This is a genomic window from Stenotrophomonas sp. PS02301 (assembly GCF_029959485.1).
GTDB classification, from domain to species: Bacteria; Pseudomonadota; Gammaproteobacteria; order Xanthomonadales; family Xanthomonadaceae; genus Stenotrophomonas; species Stenotrophomonas maltophilia_Z.
On record NZ_JASCOO010000052.1, the window covers coordinates 1 to 20205 of the forward strand.

16 protein-coding genes are annotated in these 20205 nt (G+C 66.9%); 4 read left to right on the forward strand and 12 right to left on the reverse strand.

The window, feature by feature from the left end; all coding sequences use genetic code 11:
* Nucleotides 1-201 precede the first annotated feature (201 nt).
* Nucleotides 202-2334 (forward strand): TonB-dependent receptor, encoded by a 2133-nt coding sequence (locus QMX81_RS13185; RefSeq protein ID WP_282262113.1) that lies wholly within the window; start codon nt 202-204, stop codon nt 2332-2334.
* 22 nt (nt 2335-2356) lie between these two features.
* Here QMX81_RS13185 and QMX81_RS13190 read toward each other — a convergent pair whose 3' ends face one another.
* The 3 genes from QMX81_RS13190 to QMX81_RS13200 form a co-directional block, all read right to left on the reverse strand.
* Nucleotides 2357-2740, reverse strand: a complete 384-nt coding sequence (locus tag QMX81_RS13190; RefSeq protein ID WP_282262115.1) for a hypothetical protein — start codon at nt 2738-2740, stop codon at nt 2357-2359.
* A 2-nt stretch (nt 2741-2742) separates the two neighbouring features.
* Nucleotides 2743-3429: an SGNH/GDSL hydrolase family protein gene (locus QMX81_RS13195; protein ID WP_282262148.1), complete on the reverse strand. Its 687-nt coding sequence runs from the start codon at nt 3427-3429 to the stop codon at nt 2743-2745.
* A gap of 133 nt (nt 3430-3562) precedes the next feature.
* Nucleotides 3563-4138 carry a TetR/AcrR family transcriptional regulator gene (locus QMX81_RS13200; protein WP_282262117.1) on the reverse strand — a complete coding sequence of 192 codons (576 nt, stop codon included), beginning with the start codon at nt 4136-4138 and terminating at the stop codon, nt 3563-3565.
* A gap of 82 nt (nt 4139-4220) precedes the next feature.
* Between QMX81_RS13200 and QMX81_RS13205 the strand changes: the two genes are divergently transcribed.
* Nucleotides 4221-4760, forward strand: coding sequence for a thioesterase family protein (locus QMX81_RS13205; protein ID WP_282262119.1), 540 nt, complete (start codon nt 4221-4223; stop codon nt 4758-4760).
* 32 nt (nt 4761-4792) lie between these two features.
* Here QMX81_RS13205 and QMX81_RS13210 read toward each other — a convergent pair whose 3' ends face one another.
* The 5 genes from QMX81_RS13210 to QMX81_RS13230 form a co-directional block, all read right to left on the reverse strand.
* Nucleotides 4793-5464 carry an HAD family hydrolase gene (locus QMX81_RS13210; RefSeq protein WP_282262121.1) on the reverse strand — a complete coding sequence of 224 codons (672 nt, stop codon included), beginning with the start codon at nt 5462-5464 and terminating at the stop codon, nt 4793-4795.
* Between the two features lie 14 nt (nt 5465-5478).
* Complete coding sequence (locus QMX81_RS13215) at nt 5479-5817, reverse strand: hypothetical protein (protein ID WP_282262123.1); 339 nt, start codon at nt 5815-5817, stop codon at nt 5479-5481.
* A gap of 42 nt (nt 5818-5859) precedes the next feature.
* Nucleotides 5860-8157, reverse strand: coding sequence for a patatin-like phospholipase family protein (locus tag QMX81_RS13220; protein ID WP_282262125.1), 2298 nt, complete (start codon nt 8155-8157; stop codon nt 5860-5862).
* 95 nt (nt 8158-8252) lie between these two features.
* Nucleotides 8253-8699: a hypothetical protein gene (locus QMX81_RS13225; RefSeq protein ID WP_282262127.1), complete on the reverse strand. Its 447-nt coding sequence runs from the start codon at nt 8697-8699 to the stop codon at nt 8253-8255.
* 136 nt (nt 8700-8835) lie between these two features.
* Nucleotides 8836-11244 (reverse strand): prolyl oligopeptidase family serine peptidase, encoded by a 2409-nt coding sequence (locus QMX81_RS13230; protein ID WP_282262151.1) that lies wholly within the window; start codon nt 11242-11244, stop codon nt 8836-8838.
* A gap of 271 nt (nt 11245-11515) precedes the next feature.
* Between QMX81_RS13230 and QMX81_RS13235 the strand changes: the two genes are divergently transcribed.
* Both QMX81_RS13235 and QMX81_RS13240 read left to right on the forward strand, forming a co-directional pair.
* Complete coding sequence (locus tag QMX81_RS13235; protein ID WP_121037814.1) at nt 11516-12292, forward strand: HipA family kinase; 777 nt, start codon at nt 11516-11518, stop codon at nt 12290-12292.
* Nucleotides 12270-12662 (forward strand): DUF3037 domain-containing protein, encoded by a 393-nt coding sequence (locus QMX81_RS13240; RefSeq protein WP_152153346.1) that lies wholly within the window; start codon nt 12270-12272, stop codon nt 12660-12662. The genes QMX81_RS13235 and QMX81_RS13240 overlap by 23 nt, the downstream gene beginning before the upstream one ends.
* A gap of 15 nt (nt 12663-12677) precedes the next feature.
* On the opposite strand, the gene QMX81_RS13245 is transcribed toward QMX81_RS13240, so the two are convergent.
* The 4 genes from QMX81_RS13245 to QMX81_RS13260 all read right to left on the reverse strand — a co-directional run bounded on the left by QMX81_RS13245 (nt 12678) and on the right by QMX81_RS13260 (nt 20151).
* Entirely contained in the window at nt 12678-15170 is a 2493-nt protein-coding gene (locus QMX81_RS13245) for a membrane-bound PQQ-dependent dehydrogenase, glucose/quinate/shikimate family (protein WP_152153348.1), read from the reverse strand.
* Nucleotides 15171-15372: 202 nt separating this feature from the next.
* Nucleotides 15373-18072 carry a DNA gyrase subunit A gene (gyrA, locus tag QMX81_RS13250; protein ID WP_121037823.1) on the reverse strand — a complete coding sequence of 900 codons (2700 nt, stop codon included), beginning with the start codon at nt 18070-18072 and terminating at the stop codon, nt 15373-15375.
* A gap of 251 nt (nt 18073-18323) precedes the next feature.
* On the reverse strand, nt 18324-19385 hold the full coding sequence (mtnA, locus tag QMX81_RS13255; RefSeq protein WP_282262134.1) for an S-methyl-5-thioribose-1-phosphate isomerase: 1062 nt from the start codon (nt 19383-19385) through the stop codon (nt 18324-18326).
* A 43-nt stretch (nt 19386-19428) separates the two neighbouring features.
* The gene (locus QMX81_RS13260) at nt 19429-20151 is read right to left on the reverse strand and encodes a DUF3011 domain-containing protein (RefSeq protein ID WP_121037829.1); all 723 of its coding nucleotides are present in this window, start codon (nt 20149-20151) and stop codon (nt 19429-19431) included.
* Nucleotides 20152-20205 lie beyond the last annotated feature (54 nt).

Consider the following 20205-nt stretch of genomic DNA (forward strand, 5'->3'; position numbering starts at 1 on the left):
GGTGCCCCGGGGCGGGGGGGGGTTTTCGCGGGGCGGCGCGCCCGGCGGCCGCCACTACGGACATCCCGCCGTCGGCGTTCGTCACCCACACGCCCCACAAGGGTGACGAACCCGCAACATCCTGTTAACTTGCGCGCCCCACATGAAGTTGACAGGGTGCCGCGGCGACGTGGGCCGTGTCCGCACTGATATCGCGAACGAATGACCACCCTCCCGAATCGCTACACCGCCCCTGCCCTGTCCCTGCTCGCGGCTGCCTTGCTGGCCAGCCTTGCCGCCACCGACACCGCCCATGCCGCGCCCGCCGGCCAGGCAGTCACCCTGGACGCGGTCACCGTCACCGCCGCCGATGCCACCGAGGCTGTGCGCCGCGCGCTCGACCGGGTCCCCGGCGCAGGTAACGTTGTCGATATGACGCAGGTCGGCCAGGGCCGCGTCGGCGGCACTGCCGATGTGCTTGCCTATCAGCCCGGCATCAGCGCGCAGAGCGCAGGCAATGAAGGCGTCAAGGTCTCCATCCGCGGCTCGGGCCTCAACCGGGCGCCGGGTGCGCATGCCTCCGGCCTGTCGGTCTCGCTGGATGGCCTGCCGCTGACCGGCCCGGGTGGCACGCCTTACGAGCTGCTGGAGCCGCTGTGGCTGAGCCGCGTCGAGGTCCTGCGCGGCGCCAACGGGTTCGAGCGCGGCGCGCTGGCCTTGGGCGGTGCGATCAACTACATCACCCGCAGTGGCCGCGATACGCCCGGGCTGGAGCTGCACTACGAAGCTGGCGCACGCGGCTACCAGAAGCGCGGGATCAGCCTGGGTGGCGTGCGGGACGCTGTCGATTACTTCATCGCCTACACCGACACCGAGTACGACGGCTATCAGCAGCACGCCGCCGGCAAGGGCAAGGGTGCGGTGGCCAACCTCGGCTGGCAGCTCACCCCGGATCTGGAAACGCGCTTCTTCCTGCGCTACCGCGAGACCGATCACGAAACTCCGGGACGCCTGACCCGCGCGCAGATCCGCAACGATCCCCGCGCCGCCAACCCGGCCAACGTGGCCATCGACGCACGCCGCCCGCAGCCGGGCAGCACGTGGGTCGGCAATACCACCACCTACACCATCGATGCAGATTCGTCGCTGCAGGCCGGCCTCGTGTACCACAAGTACCCGATGGACTTGAACGAGAGCCTGTACCGCCAGCAGCTGGACTACGCCAACCTCAACGGCACGCTCGACTACCGCCGCCGGCACGCGCTGTTCGGGCATGACAGCGTGACCACGATCGGCCTGCGCGTCACCCACGATCTGGATGCCAACGTGCGCGAGACCCTGCGCTTTTCCAGCAACGGGTATGCGGCCGGCACGCACACCCGCGACGTTGAACATTACGGCACCGACAGCGTGCTGCACATCGGCAATGATCTGGCGCTGAGCGACACGCTGCGCCTGCAGACCGGCATGGCGTTGATCCACACCCGCCGCGATGTGCAGGTCACCTGGCCGGCCACGCCGGAACGGCTGTCCGAGCGCCAATGGGACTATGCGCCGCGGCTGGGCTTCACCTGGCAGCAGACGCCGCAGACGCAGTGGTTCGGCAACCTGAGCCGCTCGGTGGAACCTGCGCATCCGTGGTCGATGATCTGGGGCTCGAACAAGTATTTCGCCGCCGGCAACGGTGCCTCCACGGGCCGCCAGCGCGCGCCGGTGAACCTGGACAACCAGACCGCGACCACGCTGGAACTCGGCGCACGCGGCGACAGCGCACTCGGCCGCTGGGAGCTGACCAGCTATTACGCTTGCCTCAACCACGAACTGCTCACCGTGGAAGTGCAGCCGGTGCCGAACCTGTTCATCGCCGAATCCAACGCCAGCCCGACCGTGCACCGCGGCATCGAAGCTGGTCTGGACAGTGCGCTGTGGCAAGGCGTCGGCGGGCGGCTGTCGTTGCGCCAGGCTTACACCTTCAGCGACTTCCGCTACCGCGATGATGCGCGCTTCGGCAGCAATCGCCTGCCCGGCCTGCCGCGCCACTACTACCAGGCCGAACTGCGCTACGACCACCCGGCCGGCTTCTACGCCGGGCTGAACACCGAGTACGCGTCGAAAATGTTCGTCGACTATGCCAACAGCATGGCCGCTGATAGTCACGTCATCTTCGGCACCCGCATCGGTTACGACGCCCCCGGCGGCCGCTGGCAGGCCTGGGCGGAGCTGCGCAATCTCACCGACCGCCACTACGCCGCCACGGTCACGCCGGGCTACGACGACGCGGGCAAGGATGTCGCGCGCTCGACGCCCGGTGATGGGCGTGGTGTGTACGCCGGGGTGCGTTGGCGCTTCGATTGAGCGCTGCGGACGGCGCGGTGCCTCACACCACCGCGCCGATCTGGAACATCGGCAGATACAGCCCGAACACAGTCACCAGCGCACCGCCCAGCATCGCCAGCACGCCCAGCACGGCCGCCAGATGGGGGCGATACAGGCCGCCCGGGCCGCGAAACCACTGCAGCAGCACCAGCACCGGCGCGATCCAGGCCCAGCCATACCCGTGGATCAGCGCGCGCGTGAGCCACGGCAGCGCCACGCCGAAGCTGGTGAACACCTCCTGGAACTGCGGCACCACAAAGAACCCGATGGCGGTCATCACGATCGCGGTCAAGCCACTGCTCAGCACGCCCACCGCCAGCAGGCCGTAGCCGCGCGAGGCAGGCGGGAGCGAGGCTCGTACCGCCACCGAGTAGGGATTGTTCATCGTCAACGCGCCTGCGCCCGCGCGATCGCCGCTTCGGCCAACGGTACCATCCGCGCATAACCTGCCGGCGTGGGATGCACGCCATCGGCGGCCAGTTGCGGGTCGAGGCCGCCGTCTTTGTTGGTCATGGCGGTGTGGTAATCCAGATAGACCAGCCCCTGCTCCTCCGCGTAAGCACGCAACGCCCGGTTGAGCGCCGTCACCTTGCCCGCAGGCTGCACGCCGGGTTGCCACGGGTAGTCGCTGACCGGCAGGACAGACGCCAGCACGATGCGGATGTTGTGCGCCTGCGCCAGTTCCACCATCGCGTGCAGATTGTCTTCGATCATCGCCTGCGTGGTCGGCCCGGTGTTGCCCGCGATGTCGTTGGTGCCGGCGAGGATGACCACCACCGCCGGCTTCAGGGCGATGACATCCTGCTGGAAGCGCAGCAGCATCTGCGCCGTGGTCTGCCCGGAGATGCCGCGGTTGACGTAGGGCTTGCCCGGGAAGAAACGCTCACTGCCGGTTGGCCCCCAGCCTTCGGTGATCGAGTCACCGTAGAACACCACGCGCTTGGTCCCCGGCGCGACCGGCGCCAACGCCGCATTCTCGGCCCGGTAGCGCTGCAGTTGCGGCCAGTCCAGCAGGCGCTGCTGCATCTCCGTGACCTGCGCGGGCGTCGCCTGGTCGGCAGGCACCCGATACAACGGGTTGGTCGCAGGCGATTCCTGCGCGTGCGCACTCGGATGCAGGGCGCATGCGGCAAGCGTCGCGGCAAACACGGTGGAACGGATCAAGGCGGTCAAAGCGCGGCACTCCGGTTGCGGCAGGCCGACAGTCTCAGCGATCGGCGACCAGGGAAACAAGCTGCGCTGCGACGCGATCGAACGGGCCGATGTCACGCGTGGCCCGGCTCATCGCCACCGCGCCTTCGATGCTGGCGATGATCATGGTGGCAATGCCATTGGCCTGCTCGGGCGAGCGACCACCGCGGCTCAGCGCTTCCGTCAGCCGGGCTTCCCAGCGCGCGAATACCTCGGCCGCGGCCCGCCGTGCATCGTCGGGGGCATCGTCGATCGGCTCTTCGACCGCCGCCGCGAGCACCGGGCAGCCCACGTGGAAATCCGAACGGATCAAGCGCTCGCGCCACGCGGCCAGGAACAGGTGCAGCCCCTCGGGGGCCGCTCCCTGCAGGCAGGTATCGAGCAGCGCATCCACCTTGGCACCCGCCAATGTCGTGGCTTCGGCCAGCACCTGCTGCTTGCCGCCCGGGAAGTGGTGATACGTAGAACCGAACGGCGCCTGCGCGCGCTTGGCGACCTCGCGGACGCTGGAGGCATTGAGTCCGTAGGTGGCCAGCATTTCCGCGGCCGCAGCCACAACGCGCTGCGGTGCATCGGAATGACGTGCGCTCATGGGCCGGACTCCTTGCTAAGACGAGTGTCATAGATTAGCGTATTTGAATTATGACAACTGTTATAGATGAGCACCCACGCCCATGAATCTCTGGTTCCGCCTGCTGTTCCTGCTACTGTCCTCGCCGTTCCGAGCCAAACTCACCGCCCCGCTGGCCGTGTCGCGATTGACCTTCCGGGTGCTGCCCAACGACATCGACAGCAACCTGCACATGACCAACGGCCGCTATTGGACGATCTTCGACCTGGGCCGGCTCGATCTGGTATTCCGCATGGGCCTGGGCCGGGTGGCATGGCGCTCGAAGTGGGCCCCGATCGTCAGTGGCGGCAGCATCCAGTTCCGGCGCGAGCTCAAGCCGTTCCAGCGCTTCGTGCTGGAGACGCGGCTGGCCGGCTGGGTCGGCACGCGCATCATCATGGAGCAGCGGGTGCTGATCGGCGACGAGGAAAAGGTCGCCACGCGTGCCCTGCTGATCACCGGCATCTACGACCGCCGGCATCGCCGGTTCGTCTCCACCGATCAGATGATGGAGGCCATCGGCGCGCCCATCGTGCCTTCGCCGGAACTGAGCACGGCCGCGCAGGCGTTGCTTGCGGCGGAAGTGGCGATGAAAGAGGACTGAGGCTCGCGCTGGTCGCGCAGTGACAGGAGCGCTCAGGCGTCGCGCCAGGGAAGGATCTGCGCCTTGGTCATCATTGTCTGTTCGATCAGGCGCAGGCACTCCTCCCCCGGGCTGACCAGATACCACTGCGCGCTGTTGCGCAACAGCGGCAGATCGGCGCAGTGGTCGGTGTAGGCGACGCGCCACGGCGGCGGATAACCGCGCTCGGCCAGCATCGGAATCTTGTTCTCACCCAGGCAATGCCGCTCGCTGACCCACCCTCCCAGGCAGGGGCGCAGGGTGGAGGCGACCAATGGGACGTCCTGCAGACCCTCGCGTTCGAGCAGCGCCTGCGCCAGCGGCTCCCAACACCCCGTGGCGATGACCACCTGGTCGCCCTGCGCGAGATGGTCGCGCAGCCGTTCCACGCCCTGCGTCAGGAACACCGGCTCCGGTCCGCCAAACACCTCGTCGGCATGCGCGACCGCAAGCGCAGCCAGTGCCTCACCGCTACGTCCGAACGTGGCCATCCAGACCGCGAAGCGGACGGGCAGCCGCCGCGTGTGCGGCAGCGCCCAAAGCGGAACCAGCACCGGCAGCGCCAGCACCACACCGGCGATCCGCCACGGCTGGCGTCGCAGCAGCGTTTTGAAGAACCGGCTTGCGGTCTCCCATCCGGTCAGCGTCAAGTCGAAATCGAATACCACCACGTCAGGTTTGGACATCCGTGTCACTCCATTCAGAAGACGCCCTGCACCAGCAGTTTGTCGTCATCGGTCGGTGTGAGCACCAACCCGTAAGCCTCGTTTCTGCGATGGAAGCCTGCCGAGCAGATCGCGTCCCAGCCCTGCCCGCAATCCACCTCCGGATGCGCGGCAAAGACGGGCGTGCCCTCGTTGTCGGGCGCGGATGCGAGCCATCCGGCCTTGATGAGCAGCGCCTTGGCCTGCGCGTATGGCATGCCGACGGTGATGCCGATCTGCGTCCACGCTGCGGGCAGCGACGGTGCATCAGCGGCATGCACGTGGCCGGCAGACAGCAGGAGCACCACGGCCAGGAACATCGATTTCATCGGCATCACACCAACAACATGGCTGCACAGGATAAAGCGCAGAACCCATCAGAACCCATCCAGCGTCCGCAGCAGTGAGCCAAAGGTCAGATAGAACGAAGTGTGCCCACCCTGCGCGCGGCCGTAGCCGAGGAACACCGGTCCCAGGAACGTATCGGCACCGACGAACAGGCTGCCTGCGGTCTGCATGCCATCCAGGCTGACATCCTCGCGGCGCTGCCAGAATCCGCCCCACTCCACACTGCCGCCGACATACAACGGGATGGTCAGCAGCGAATCCGCGTGCGCGACGCGGCGGTAGTACACCACTCTCGCCAGCGCGGTCTGTGGCGCGAAGATGGATTCTTCCGGATAGCCGGACAGATTTCCCAACCCACCCAGGAAACCGTAGGTGGCCAGCAGATCATCGCCACCGTGTGCGGAGGAGGCGCGCAGGCCCCCCAGCCAGCGGTTGTGACCGTGCGCCCATGCCCCATCCCACTGCACCCGCGTGACCGCCGCCGAATTGTCGGCGCCCAGTGCATCGAGATAGTGCTGGCGCGTGAGCGACAGGCGCTGGCCGCGACTCGGGAAAGCCGAACTGTCGATCGAATCGTGCCGAAGCTGCCAACCGAGGCTGCCCATGTCCGCGCGGTAATTGCCCAGCTCGGTCGGGTTGCCGACGTCCAGGCGCAGGCGCTCACGGCCACGCTCGCCGAACAGCGCGATTTCCCAATCCGGATGTGGCGAATATGCCCAGCGTAGCCCGCCCAGCCACTGGCTGTAGCGGAACTCGGCGAGTGCGCCGCCGCGCATCAGGGCCAGGTCCAGATCGGTGGCGCGGTACTTGGCATAGGTGGACAGCGCATGCCGGCCACTGCTGCCGAACGGCCGGTAGTACTCGGCGAAGGCCTCTTCGACTTCGCCCAGCCCCACGCGCAGTTTCAGCTCCGCGCCCTGCTCGCTGAGGCCGGTACGGGTCAGCTCGGTGATGAGCTGGTAGTTGCTGCTGCCGTCGAAATCATCGGACAGGCGCAGCGCGAAATGCAGGAAATCCGGACCCCAACGTTTGTCCTGCGGTGCAAGCACCAGGCCCTGTTGCCCGTCGCGCTCTTCCAGCCGCCACTGCACCTGCTGGTAGCGGCCTTCGCCGTAGGCCGTGGCCACGTTCTGCTCCACGCGGTCCGGCGCCAGCGGCTGGCCGACCTCCGGCTTCAGGCGCTGCTCGATATAGCGCGCGGTACGTGTCTTATCGCGCAGCACATCGATGAAGGCCACGATCGGCGCTTCATATGCCGGCGGCCGATGCTGGCGCTGGAAGGCGGCGTAGCGGGTGTGATCCACCTGGAAGCGACGAACTGCCGCGACCTCGGCCTGCGTGGCCTGCTCACCGACGCCGACCGCCTGTGGTGAGCGGTTGAAATCCTGGCTGCCCATATCGCCCAGCGGCGGTGTGATCAGCAGATCCTGTGGCCCGAGCGTGGCCAACTGCGCCAGTACTTCGCGCTGCATCAGCACGCTGGCCATCTGGTGACTGATCGCCAAGGGTGAATCCAGCTGCGCTTCGGTCATCAGCGGCGAGCCGACCCGCGACACGATCAGCCGCTGCGCGCCCAGCCGCCGCGCCTCATCGATCGGGACGTTGTCTACCACACCGCCATCGACCAGCAGATGGTCCTCATAGCGCACCGGCGCGAACACGCCCGGCACCGACATGCTCGCGCGGATGGCCAAGGCCAGATCGCCCTGTGCGAACACCACCTTTTCGCCGCTGACGATATCGGTGGCGATGGCCCGGAACGGAATCGGCAGATGATCGAAGTCGCGCACCTGCCAGGTCGGCAGCAGCAGGCGGCGCAGCAGCATCTCCAGCTTCTGGCCCTGGATCAGCCCCTGCGGGAACGCGATCTTGCCGTTGCTCAGGCCTACTTCGACGCCGCCGAGCAGGCGCAGGTCATCTTCCTTGCGGCGCATGCTGCGCTCATCGCGTGGCGGTTTGTCGCGCAGCACCTCGGCCCAGTCGATCCGGTCCAGCACCGCCTCGATCTCGTCGGCCGTGTAGCCGGAGGCATACAAGCCGCCGACCACCGCGCCCATCGAGGTGCCGACGATGCAGTCGATCGGTACGCGCTCGCGCTCGAGCACCTTGAGCACGCCGATATGGGCCGCGCCGCGGGCACCGCCACCGCCAAGGACCAGGCAGGTGCGGGGGCGGTCGGGAACCTGCGTTGCGGAATCAACGGGCGCGGGAGCGGTCTGCGCCACCGCCATGAGCGGGGCGAACGCCAGCGCTGCCAGGACGAACAGCCAGCGGCTGCACCGACGCCGCGTGGCGGGACCGGTGGGTTGTAATGGTGTCTGCTGCATTCGATCCCTCGCTCCCCGGTCCCCGGCATCCCCTTGAAGCGCACTTTGCCTGCCGGGCCGGGCGAGGTCCACCCGTCGCGCGTCGGTCCGCCATCTCAACGGCCGATGGGAAGAAAGCCCACCAGTGCCACGACCAGGCAGACCAGGCCGCCAGCCAGCGGCAGATAGGTGGCCCATACCGGCGCCCCTTGGCCGATCGCGAAGGCAACGAACGCTTCCCGTATGCTTCGGCCGGTCAGGAACGGAATGACGACCAGTGCCAGCAGGGGCAACAGCGAGGCAAGCCCGAAGCCGAGGAACGCCGGCCGGTGATCGTTGTGGGCAAATCCGCCCAGCGGGTACAGGGCCAAGCCACTGAACAGCCCCACGAAAAACAGGATGTTGGCGACCCGGATCGTGGTGCGGTGACGGCGCCGCAGCGAGGCCCTGGACCAGCCACGGTAGTGCGTCTGCAGTCCCCTCGCCCAGTACGCGACGAGCCATGTGGCGATGATGCCGCCAACGATCCCGCTGCCCGCCGGTCCCCAAGACTGGATATCCATGCCTGCGTCCTTGTGGTCTGACCCGAGTGTAATTCCATCCCCCGCCCAGGAATGCAGAACGGCCGCCCATTGAGGGCGGCCGTGGTTCTGATGCGTATCGCGGCTCACTGATGAGCGGCGCTACCAATGTCTCGCCTCAGCGCTTGGCCGGCGGCGCATTCTTCACATAGGTGTCGAACCAGGTCAGCATTTCCGACACCAGCTGCTCATTGGATTCCAGCGCGGTGTACCAATGCGGTTCGTGCGGCAGCATCACCAGGCGGGTGGTGCCGCCATTGCCGCGGATCGCCTGGAACAGCTTGCGCGACTGGAATGGCTCAGTGCCCGGGTTGGCGTCATCCTCGCCGTGGACCAGCAGCAGCGGCAGCTTGATCTTGTCGGCGTAGAAGAACGGCGAGGCCTTCAGGTACACGTCCTGCGCCTGCCAGACCGAGCGACGTTCGTTCTGGAACCCGAACGGGGTGAAGGTCTTGTTGTACGAGCCGCTGGTGGCGACCCCGGCCTTGAACAGGTCGGTATGCGCGATCAGGTTGGCGGTCATCAGGCCCCCATGGCTGTGCCCAGTGACACCGATCCGGTTGCGGTCGACCACGCCCAGCTCCACGGCCTTGTCCACTGCGGCCTTCGCATCGGCTTCAAGCTGTTCCAGATACGTGTTGTAGGCGGTTTTCGGGTCGCCGACGATCGGGAACGAGGCGTTGTCAATGATCGCGTAGCCGGCCAGCAGCATCAGCCGGTACGGCGCCAGGCGGGTGAAGGTCTGCTGCGAACCGGACACCTGCCCCGCCTGCGCCGCGTTGGCAAAGTCGGCCGGGTACGCGTAGAGAATCGCTGGGACGCGCTGGCCTTCCTTGTACCCCGGCGGCGTGTACAGGGTGAACGACAGGTCCACGCCATCGGCGCGCTTGTAGGTCACCAGGCGCTTCTTGATCTGACGCACTTCGGGGGTCGGGTCCACCAGGTGGGTCAGTGCGTCCGGCTTCGACGCGAACTGCGCTTCGCCCGGCGTGGCGGCGGCGACCCGCTCGCCCAACAGGCGCACGAACGCATTCGGTGCATCGGTCACCGACTGGTGCCACGTGAGGAGGTGGCCAGGCATCGCGCTGAAGCCGATGAACTGCTCATAGGCATCGGCATCGCTGCGGAACAGGCGCTCGGTTTTCAGGCTGCCGAGGTTGAGTGCATCCAGGAAGGGACGATCCCCCTGCGGCGAAGCACCCTGCCCGCGCAGGAACACGCTGTTGCCTTCCTGGCGCACCACGTAGGCACCGGTGGGCAGGCGCTGGTACACGAAATTGCCCGGGTCCTCGTACAGCTCATCACTGGAGAGATCCCACAGCAGGCGACCTTCCTGCTTTGGGTTGTCCACGTTGACGATGCGGGTCTGGCGCCAGTGGCGGTTCTCGTCGTTCTCATCCAGGAAAGCAACGTCAGGCTGCGCGGTCCAGGCCAGGCCTTCGAAACGCTGCGCGGTACGGGCGATCTCGGTAGGCTTGGCGGTGAACGGGGCCTTGAGCATCAGCACGCGGTCACGATGCGGCACGGTGACTTTCCAATCGCCCTTGTCCAAGGCTTCGGCATACACCAGCGTGGCCGGATCGGTCGCGCGCCAATCGAAATCGCGCGGGCCTTCCGGCACGCCGTGCACGGGTACGCGGTCGGCCAGCGGCAGGCTGGCAATCGGCGTGCTGCGGCCGCGGGCAATATCCAGCACCGTCACGTCATTGGCGAAACGCTGGTAGGTCACCGCGTGCGAGAACGGTGCCTTGAGCGTGCTGGTGAGCACATGCACGCCATCCGGTGCGGCCCCGACGCTGTCCAGCAACGCCGGGGCACCCACGGTGCGCACGGTGTTGGAGGTGGTATCCACGACCGCCAGCTGCGACTGGCCGTAATAGGCGAACAGCGCCTCGTCGTACGCACTGGTCAGCGTATCGCGGGCTTCGTAGGTACTGCTTTCGCCCGCCGTCCCCAGCGATTCCTGGATGTCCGGGCCGATCGCCCCTTCGGCGCTTGGCGCCGGACCTTGCTTTGCGGGTACCAGCTTGACCAGCAGCTGCTGGCTGCCACCGAGCCACTGCACGGTGCTGCCAAAAATCGGATTGAGCGCCACCTTCGGCACCTGGCGGACCTGACCGGTGGCCGCATCGCCGACCCACAGCTGCACGCTGTCATCGGCCACGTTCTGGAACGCGAAGCGCTGGCCGTCAGCCGACCACAGCGCCATGCCGGCGCAACCGCTGGGCAAGGCGACCTTGGTGGAGCGGCCGGTGGCGGTCTCCACCACGGTGAAGTCGCCCACGCACGGCGGAATGCCATAGCCGCCGGGCGTGTCGTGGCGGCTGCGGTTTTTGGGCTCCAGGCGCACACCGGCCAGCTTCAGGTACGGCTGGGCAACGCGGGTGATCGAGGGATAGGTCTGCGTGGTCGTCAGCAGCAGGCGCTGGCCGGTCGGGTCGACACTGGGTATCGGCGGCGGCGGTGCCTTGAGCACCTTGAGCAGGCGCTCCGGTGGTGTGGCGTAGCCACTGGCATGGGCCGGCATCGTGCCCAGCGTGGCGAAGGCTGTCACGGTGAACGCCGTGGACCAGAACGTACGAGCAAGCATGCGTGTCCCCTTGGATATGGTGGGAGCCGGCGCGGCAGGGTCGTCGGTCGGCACGTCTCGAATCTAGCACTGCCGTCCTTCCCGAGGATGGGCCAGAAGAAATGGCCGGCGGCTTTTCACCTGATCCGGCAAAGCCTGCCGCAGGCGGCCATCGAGACCGGTATCGCGGTGCGGTACCCTTGTCGTTCCATTGCTTCCGGGTGCCGCTGTGCGAACCGTGCACGCCCTTCGTTATGTCACCCCGCTGCGCGAAGGCGGCTCCCTGCCCGCCGTGGTCGAGACCGACGACGACGGCATGGTGGTGCTCAAATTCCGCGGCGCTGGCCAAGGGCCGAAGGCCCTGATCGCCGAGCTGATCGCCGGCGAGATCGCGCGGACGCTGGGCCTGCCGATCCCCGAGATCGTGTTCGTCGAGCTCGACCGCGAGTTCGCGCGGACCGAGCCGGACCCGGAGATCCAGGACCTGATCCGCGCCAGCGAAGGCCTGAACCTGGGCAGTGATTACCTGCCCGGCGCGATCAACTACGACCCGGCCGCGATGCAGCCCGATGCGGAACTCGCCTCGAAGATCGTGTGGTTCGATGCGTTCACCAGCAACGTGGACCGCACCGCGCGCAATCCCAACCTGATGGTGTGGCATCGCAAGCTGTACCTGATCGACCATGGTGCAGCGATGTACTTCCATCACGATTGGGCCAGTGCGGGCGAGGCCTGCAAGAAGCCCTTCGTGCTGATCCGCGATCATGTACTGCTGCCCTTCGCCACGCAGATTGCCGAGGTCGATGCCGGTCTTGCGGTGATGCTGCCCGATGCGGAGATCGAACGCATCGTCGGCCTGGTGCCGGACAGCTGGCTGGTGGATGAACCCGTGTTCGACAGCCCGGCCGCCTACCGCCAGGCCTATGTCGATTACCTGCAACACCGCCTTCGCGTTCGCGCGGCCTTTGTACAGGAGGCCGTCCGTGCCCACACTGCACACGTATGACTATGCGGTGATCCGCGTGGTGCCCCGCGTGGAACGCGAAGAGTTCATCAACGTCGGGGTCATCGTGTCCTGCCCGGGCGCCAAGCACCTGGAAGCGGCGATCGAACTGGATCTGGAACGGCTGCGCGCCTTCGCGCCCGCCCTGGATATTGAAGGGCTGCAGCCGTGGCTGGATGCCATCGTGGCAATCTGCCGCGGCGATGCGAACGCAGGCCCCATCGCGCAGTTGCCGGCGCGTGCACGTTTCCATTTCTTGACCGCCAAACGCAGCTCGGTGGTGCAGATGTCGAGCACGCATGTGGGCCGCACCGTGGATCCATCAGGTGTGGTGGAACATCTGATGCGGAAGATGGTGCGGGTACCGGTGTAGCGCCGGGTGCTGCCCTCACCCTTTGGGCAGCGCGTAAGCGATCACGTAATCGCCGGCCGGGGTCTCCATGAAGTGGTGGCCACCGGCCATGATGACCACGTACTGGCGCCCGCCAAATTCATAGATCATCGGGTTGGCCTGCCCACCGGCCGGCAGTTTGGCGTGCCAGAGTTCCTTGCCGGTCTTCAGGTCGATCGCGCGCAGCAGATCGTCGGTCGCGGCCGCAATGAAGATCAGTCCGCTGGCGGTGACCACCGAGCCACCGTTGTTCGGCGTGCCGATCTCGATCGGCAGGCCGGAGCGGATGCCGAACGGGCCATTGCCACGGGCGCTGCCGAACGGGCGGTCCCACAGGGTCTTGCCGGTACGCAGGTCGACCGCGCGGATGCCACCGTACGGCGGCTCCTTGCACAGCAGCTTGGTGAACGGCAGGCGCCAGCCAGCGTTGACGTCGATGGCGTACGGCGTGCCCACCTGCGGATCGCCTGCGCCTTCGGCACCGCCCTTGTCGGCGGTGATCTCCTCGCGCGGCACCCAACCCAGCTTGTCCGCCTTTTCGCGCGGCACCAGCCGGTTGTAGTTGGGCATGTCGTTGTAGTTGGCCACGATCACGCCGCGGCGCGGATCCACGGCCACGCTGCCCCAGTCCGAGCCACCGTTGTAGCCGGGATATTCGATGGAGTGACGGTCCGCGGTCGGCGGGGTGTAGAAACCTTCGTAGCTGGCCTCGCGGAACTGGATGCGGCACACCAGCTGATCGATCGGGGTCATGCCCCACATGTCGCGCTCGGTGAGGTCCGGCTTGCGCAGCGTGTGATACAGCGAGAACAGCTGGGTCGGGGAACGCTGCTCCGGCTCGACGCCGCCGGTGGGCACTTTGCGCTCTTCGGCCGGGGTCAGCAGCTTGCCGGTGCGGCGGTCGAGGATGTACATGTCGCCCTGCTTGGTCGGCAGCAGCAGCGCCGGGACTTTGCCGGCGGCGGTCGGGTAGTCGATCAGGGTCGCCTGCGAACCCATGTCGTAATCCCAGACGTCCTTGCGCACGGCCTGGAAGTGCCAGGCCGGCTTGCCGGTGTTGACGTCGATGGCGACCAGCGACGTGGCGTATCTGTTTTCGTTCTCGGTGCGCGAGCCACTCCAGTAATCGCCGGCCGAGTTGCCCATCGGCAGGTAGACCAGGCCGAGTTCGTCGTCACCGGTCGCGGTGGTCCACATGTTCGGGGTGCCGCGGGTATAGGTCTCGCCGGCCGGCGGTGCGCCGTTGCGTTCCGGGCGGACCATATCCCACGCCCAGCGCAGCTTGCCGGTCACGGCATCGTAGGCCTGGATCACGCCCGAGGGGGCGTCGCGGCGCTGGCCATCCAGCACCTGGTGGCCGGTCACGATCACGCCCTGCACGATCGCCGGCGGCGAGGTGATGGAGACATAGCCGGCGGGGCTGTCGCCCATGCCAACGGTGATGTCCACCTGACCGTTGTTGCCGAAGCCTGTGCACAGCTTGCCGGTGGCGGCATCGACCGCGATCAGGCGGCCATCCAGGGTGCCTTCAATGATGCGGGCGGCACAGGCGCCGCGCGGCACCTGGGTCAGCACCGGCACGCCACTGGGGACGGCAAGATCGGCGGCGACATCGTTCAGCGCGGTGTCCTGCGCGGTGGCCGGCACTTCGTAATAGGAGACGCCACGGCAGGCCGCGGTGTACGGAATGGACGTGTCCTTGATCTTCGGGTCGTAGCGCCAGCGCTCGGTGCCATCGGCCGCGTTAAGCGCGACCAGCTGATTGCGCGCGGTGCACAGGTAGAGGCTGTCGCCGACTTTCAGCGGCGTGGTTTCCGCGCCCCAGCGCTTCTCCGGCAGATCACCGGTGCGGAACAACCAGGCCTGCTCCAGCTTGGCCACGTTATCCGGGGTGATCTGCTGCAGCGGCGAGAAGCGCGTGGCGGCATTGTTGCGGCCATAGGCGGCCCAGTCGCCATCCACCGGGCGGTCGGCCGGCTGCAGGGGCGCATCGGCGGTCGGTGCCAGGCCGGTGCTGGTCATCGGTTCGGGGAACGCGCCCTCGGCGGCGGTAACGCCGTGCGGCACGAAGGCCAGGGTGAAGGCCGCGACGAACACGAGCGCGAGCACGCCGGCGATGCCACGCGAGACCTTGCGTGAGACCGGGCGATCCAGCGTGGGCAACAGCAGCGACAGCACGAAGCCGATGGCCACGATCAGGCCCAGGCGCGGTACCCAGCGCCAGTAGTTGCTGCCCGACTCCCACCATGTCCACAGCAGCGTGCCGACGAACACCAGCGCAAACCACAGCGCGCCGCTGTAACGGCCCCGCCACAGCTGTACGCCAGAGATCAACAGGCCGACACCGGCCAGCACGTAGTACCAGGAACCACCGAGGCTGGCGAGCCAAGCGCCCCCTGCGGTGAATACAACCCCCAGCAACAGAATGACAATGGCCAGCACAGCCACCAGCCAATGGCGGGGGCGGCGGGTCTGCGTCGTGGTGGACATCGGTCTCTCCTGGAGCGCGAAGATCGCCGACATTGCTGCCGGCCCCGCGGCTCTTATCCCACCGGGGTCGTGAACGTTGCGCGTTCTTTGCAGCGGTCGCCAACGTCGGCACAGCCGACGATGAAACCCGGCAAGCCCCTGCCCCACAACGAAAAACGCCGGCGTGTGCCGGCGTTCTCCGTGTGACTCCCACTGGCAGGGCTTACGCCTCCGGGGGTGTCACTGCCGGGCTGGCCTCGATGGCTGCCGGTGTCTCTTCTTCCACACCCTCGTCCAGCGAGGCGTCCATGCGTTCCACCGCCTGGAGTTTCTCTTCCTTGGACAGACGGATCAGGGTCACGCCCTGCGTGTTGCGGCCGACGCGCGAGATTTCCGAACCACGGGTGCGCACCAGGGTGCCACCATCGGAAATCAGCAGCACTTCGTCGCGCGGCCCCATCAGCACCGCACGCACCAGCTTGCCGTTGCGCTCGGTGGTCTGGATGCCGATCACGCCCTGCGTGCCACGGCCCTTGCGTGGGTAATCCGGCAGCGGGGTGCGCTTGCCATAGCCGTTCTCGGTCGCGGTCAGGATGTACAGCGCGTTGTCATCGTCAGCCCCGTTCTCGATCACGGCATCACCGCTGTCGATCACGGTCTCGTCGACCTGGCTCTCATCCTCGTTCTCGTCTTCACTGCCGCCCGCACTCTCGGCCACGATCAGACTGACCACTTCCTCACCCTTGGGCATCTTGATGCCGCGCACGCCGGTAGCGGTACGGCCCATCGAGCGGACCTTGTCCTCACCAAAGCGCACGGTCTTGCCGTTGGAGGCGAACAGCAGGATGTCGCGCTCACCGTCGGTCAGGCCGACGCCGACCAGCGCGTCACCCTCATCGAGGTTGATCGCGATCTTGCCGCGTGCCAGACGGAAGGCGAACTCGCTGAGCGGGGTCTTCTTGACGGTGCCGTTGCGGGTGGCGAAGAACACGAACTGGCCTTCGGCATACTCGCGGACCGGCAGCACGGCCTGCACCCGCTCACCGGCCTCCAGCGGAATCCAGTTGATGATCGGGCGGCCACGGGCGTTGGAACCTGCTTCCGGCAGCTGATGCACCGGCAGCCAGAATACCTTGCCCGCGCTGGTGAAGGTCAGCAACGTATCGTGCGTGTTGACCAGCCACAGCTGTTCGATGAAATCCTCTTCCTTGGTCGACGCGGCGCTGCGGCCACGGCCACCGCGGCGCTGGGCCCGGTAGGCGCTGACCGGCTGGCGCTTGGCATAGCCAGCGTGCGACAGGGTGACCACCACGTCTTCCGGGGCGATCAGGTCGAGGATGTCCAGGTCTTCTTCGCTGTGGCGGATCTCGGTGCGGCGTTCGTCACCGAACTCGGTACGCACGTTGATCAGCTCTTCGCGGATGACCTGCAGCAGACGGTCGGGATCTTCCAGGATTTCGATCAGCCCGGCGATCACTTCCAGCAGCTGCTTGTACTCGTCGGTCAGGCGGTCCTGCTCCAGCCCGGTCAGGCGATGCAGGCGCATTTCCAGGATCTGCGTCGCCTGGATCTCGGTCAGCTGGTAGCCGCCCTCGAGCAGGCCCACACCCTTGGGCAGATCATCCGGACGCGACGCTTCGGCACCGGCGGCGCCCAGCATCGAGCCGACCAGGCCCGGCTCCCACAGGCGGGCGAGCATGCGTTCGCGCGCTTCGGTGGGGTTCGGCGAGGTCTTGATCAGTTCGATCATCTCGTCGATGTTGGCCAGCGCGACAGTCAGGCCTTCCAGCACGTGCGCACGGGCACGCGCCTTGCGCAGCTCGAACACGGTGCGGCGGGTGACCACTTCGCGGCGGTGACGCACGAAGGCCTCGAGCATCTGCTTGAGGTTCATCAACTGCGGGCGGCCATCCACCAGCGCCACCATGTTGATGCCGAACACCGACTCCATCTGGGTCTGCTGGTAGAGGTTGTTCAACACCACTTCCGCCGACTCGCCACGCTTGATCTCGATGAAGATGCGCATGCCGTCCTTGTCGGACTCATCGCGCAGTTCACTGATGCCTTCGAGCTTCTTTTCCTTGACCAGCTCGGCGATCTTCTCGATCAATCGGGCCTTGTTCACCTGGTACGGGATCTCGGTCACGATGATCGATTCGCGGCCGTTGTCAGCCACTTCGACCTCGGCCTTGGCGCGGATGCGCACACGGCCACGACCGGTCCGGTACCCGGCAACGATGCCGGCGGTGCCGTTGATGATGCCTGCGGTCGGGAAGTCCGGGCCCGGGATGAACTCCATCAGGCCGTCGACGTCGATCTCGGGGTTGTCGATCAGCGCGATGCAGGCGTTGATCGATTCGGTCAGGTTGTGCGGCGGGATGTTGGTCGCCATGCCCACCGCGATACCGGCCGAACCATTGACCAGCAGGTTCGGGAACCGGGTCGGCATGACCGTCGGCTCCAGTTCCTTCTCGTCGTAGTTGGGCTGGAAATCGACCGTTTCCTTCTCGATGTCCGCCATCAGCTCATGGGTGAGCTTGGACATGCGGGCTTCGGTGTATCGCATCGCAGCGGCGGAGTCGCCGTCGACCGAACCGAAGTTACCCTGGCCATCGACCAGCATGTAACGCAGCGAGAACGGCTGCGCCAGACGCACCAGCGTGTCGTACACCGACTGATCGCCATGCGGGTGGTACTTACCGATGACGTCACCGACGATACGCGCCGACTTGAAGTAAGGCTTGTTGGCGTGCGCGTTGAGTTCACTCATCGCGAACAGCACGCGGCGATGCACCGGCTTGAGGCCATCGCGCGCATCCGGGAGTGCGCGCCCCACGATCACGCTCATCGCGTAATCGAGGTAACTCTTGCGCATCTCGTCTTCCAGGTTGACCTGGATGATTTCCTTGGCGGTTTCTGCCATTCGGGTTCCGTTGTCTGGTAGCGGTCCAGTCCGTCACGACCGCCCTTTCGGGGCGGTTGCGCCGGAATCTCGATTAACCGTTGGATTCTACCACAGCAGGCCGTTCTCCGCCTGCTTTTACGGGGGTTTTACCGGCAAGAATCAGGAACTTACGAGGGCGTTGCCGGACGCTGGGGTGGGTACCGACCAACGGTTGGCCGCTACCCCGTGCAGGCCACGACCCTTGGTCGTGGCGCGGGCCGCAGCAGGCCTCAGCCGAAGGCGGCCTGCATGTTGGCCACTGTCGGGCTCAGGATCACCCCGCGTTCGGTCACGATGGCATCGATCAGGCTGCCCGGGGTGACATCGAACACCGGGTTCCAGGCGGCGATGCCCTCGGCCACGGTGCGGGTGCCCCCCACGCCGTACAGCTCGCCCGGGTCGCGCTGCTCGATCTCGATCTGCTCGCCGTCGGCGGTGTCCATGTCCACCGTGGAGGACGGCGCCACCACCATGAACTTCACGCCGTGGTGGCGGGCGGCGATGGCCAACTGGTAGGTGCCGATCTTGTTGGCGGTATCCCCGTTGGCGCAGATGCGGTCGGCGCCGACGATCACCCACTGCACCGCGCCGGTCTTCATCAGGTGCGAGGCGGCGGAATCGGCGATCAGGGTGGCATCGATGCCATCCTGCTGCAGCTCCCACACCGTCAGGCGCGCGCCCTGCAGCCACGGCCGGGTCTCCCCGGCAAACACGCGGGCGATACGGTGCTGGGCCATGCCGGCACGGATCACGCCCAGCGCGGTACCGAAGCCGGCGGTGGCCAGCGAGCCGGTGTTGCAATGGGTCAGCACGCCGCTGCCCGCCTCGATCAAGCCAGCGCCCAGCGCGCCCATGTGACGGTTGGCAGCCAGGTCCTCCTCGGCGATCGCCTGGGCCTCGGCGGCCAGCACCTGCTGCCAGTCGGCACCGGCCGGGGCCAGCGCGCGGCGCATCCGGGCCAGCGCCCAGGCCAGATTCACGGCGGTCGGGCGGGAGGCATTGAGGCGCTGCAGCGCCGGTTCCAGCTTCAGCAGCGCCTGGGCACCATCATCGGCCTGCACCTCGTTGGCCGCCAGCACCACACCCCAGGCGGCCGCAATGCCGATGGCCGGCGCGCCGCGCACGGTCAGCGCGTGGATGGCCTCGGCGACTGCATCGCTGTCGCGGCACTCCACGTGCTCGACAATGAACGGCAGCTTGCGCTGGTCGAGCAGCTGCAGGCTCTCGCCGGTCCACAGGATCGGGCGGATATGGTCGTAACGGGCGTAATCGATATCGGTGGATGCGTTCATCGGCCCATTGTAGCGGCGCGCCGATGCGGGCGGAATCGCGTGCTCAGTTGACCGCGAACTCGGCGCGGCAGCCCTTGTCCACCCACACCCCGCGGCTGTCCCAGCCCCAGCTGCTGCCTTGCTCGCAGGGCGTGCCGGAGAGCTGCTTGTTGAGCGTGGCACCGTGGGTGATCCCGGCACCACAGAAGCGGCGCTGACGGGATTTGGATTCGCAGACGAGAATGCGCGGCACGTTGAGGAAGCCGCTGCCATCGGCAGCACCGACCTCGAACTCGCCCTGGCAACCGCGGGTCACCCAGATCTCGTTGCGGCGGTAGCCCCAGCTGTGGCCCTCGCGGCACGGCAGCGAGGTGAGCTGGCGAAGCAGACGCACCGGCGCACCCTGCAACACCACCGGACAGCTCTGCGGGCGGCCATTGGATTCACAGCGCACGACGCGGCGGGTGCGACGCTCTCCATCGGCGCGGGTGGCGGCAACGGCCGTGCGTGCGCGGAACTCAGCGCGGCAGCCCAGGGTGACCCAGACGCCGGAGCGATCGGTGCCCCACTCCGAGCCACGCACACAACTGTTGTCGGAAAGCTGGCGGATCAGATCCACGCCGCGCTCGGTGGGAATATCGCAGTGCACCCATCCCATATCGCGCGATTCGCAGCGCACCACTTCGCCGGCATAGCCGCCCGCCTGCGCGAGGGCCGTCTCCGGCATCAGCGCAGTCCACAGCAACACCGGCCACAAGGGCATGCCCGCGCCTACCAACAGCTTCATCAACTCGATCCCTGCCACGCCTGAACGATCACCTGACCACCTTCGGACATCCGG

Coding starts and splice junctions, on each gene's coding strand:
- QMX81_RS13185 (WP_282262113.1), top strand. CDS start 202: ATGACCACCCTCCCGAATCGCTACACCGCCCCTGCCCTGTCCCTGCTC.
- QMX81_RS13225 (WP_282262127.1), bottom strand. CDS start 8,699: ATGGATATCCAGTCTTGGGGACCGGCGGGCAGCGGGATCGTTGGCGGC.
- mtnA (WP_282262134.1), bottom strand. CDS start 19,385: ATGAACGCATCCACCGATATCGATTACGCCCGTTACGACCATATCCGC.
- QMX81_RS13215 (WP_282262123.1), bottom strand. CDS start 5,817: ATGCCGATGAAATCGATGTTCCTGGCCGTGGTGCTCCTGCTGTCTGCC.
- QMX81_RS13205 (WP_282262119.1), top strand. CDS start 4,221: ATGAATCTCTGGTTCCGCCTGCTGTTCCTGCTACTGTCCTCGCCGTTC.
- QMX81_RS13220 (WP_282262125.1), bottom strand. CDS start 8,157: ATGCAGCAGACACCATTACAACCCACCGGTCCCGCCACGCGGCGTCGG.
- gyrA (WP_121037823.1), bottom strand. CDS start 18,072: ATGGCAGAAACCGCCAAGGAAATCATCCAGGTCAACCTGGAAGACGAG.
- QMX81_RS13245 (WP_152153348.1), bottom strand. CDS start 15,170: ATGTCCACCACGACGCAGACCCGCCGCCCCCGCCATTGGCTGGTGGCT.
- QMX81_RS13190 (WP_282262115.1), bottom strand. CDS start 2,740: ATGAACAATCCCTACTCGGTGGCGGTACGAGCCTCGCTCCCGCCTGCC.
- QMX81_RS13210 (WP_282262121.1), bottom strand. CDS start 5,464: ATGTCCAAACCTGACGTGGTGGTATTCGATTTCGACTTGACGCTGACC.
- QMX81_RS13200 (WP_282262117.1), bottom strand. CDS start 4,138: ATGAGCGCACGTCATTCCGATGCACCGCAGCGCGTTGTGGCTGCGGCC.
- QMX81_RS13260 (WP_121037829.1), bottom strand. CDS start 20,151: ATGAAGCTGTTGGTAGGCGCGGGCATGCCCTTGTGGCCGGTGTTGCTG.
- QMX81_RS13230 (WP_282262151.1), bottom strand. CDS start 11,244: ATGCCGGCCCATGCCAGTGGCTACGCCACACCACCGGAGCGCCTGCTC.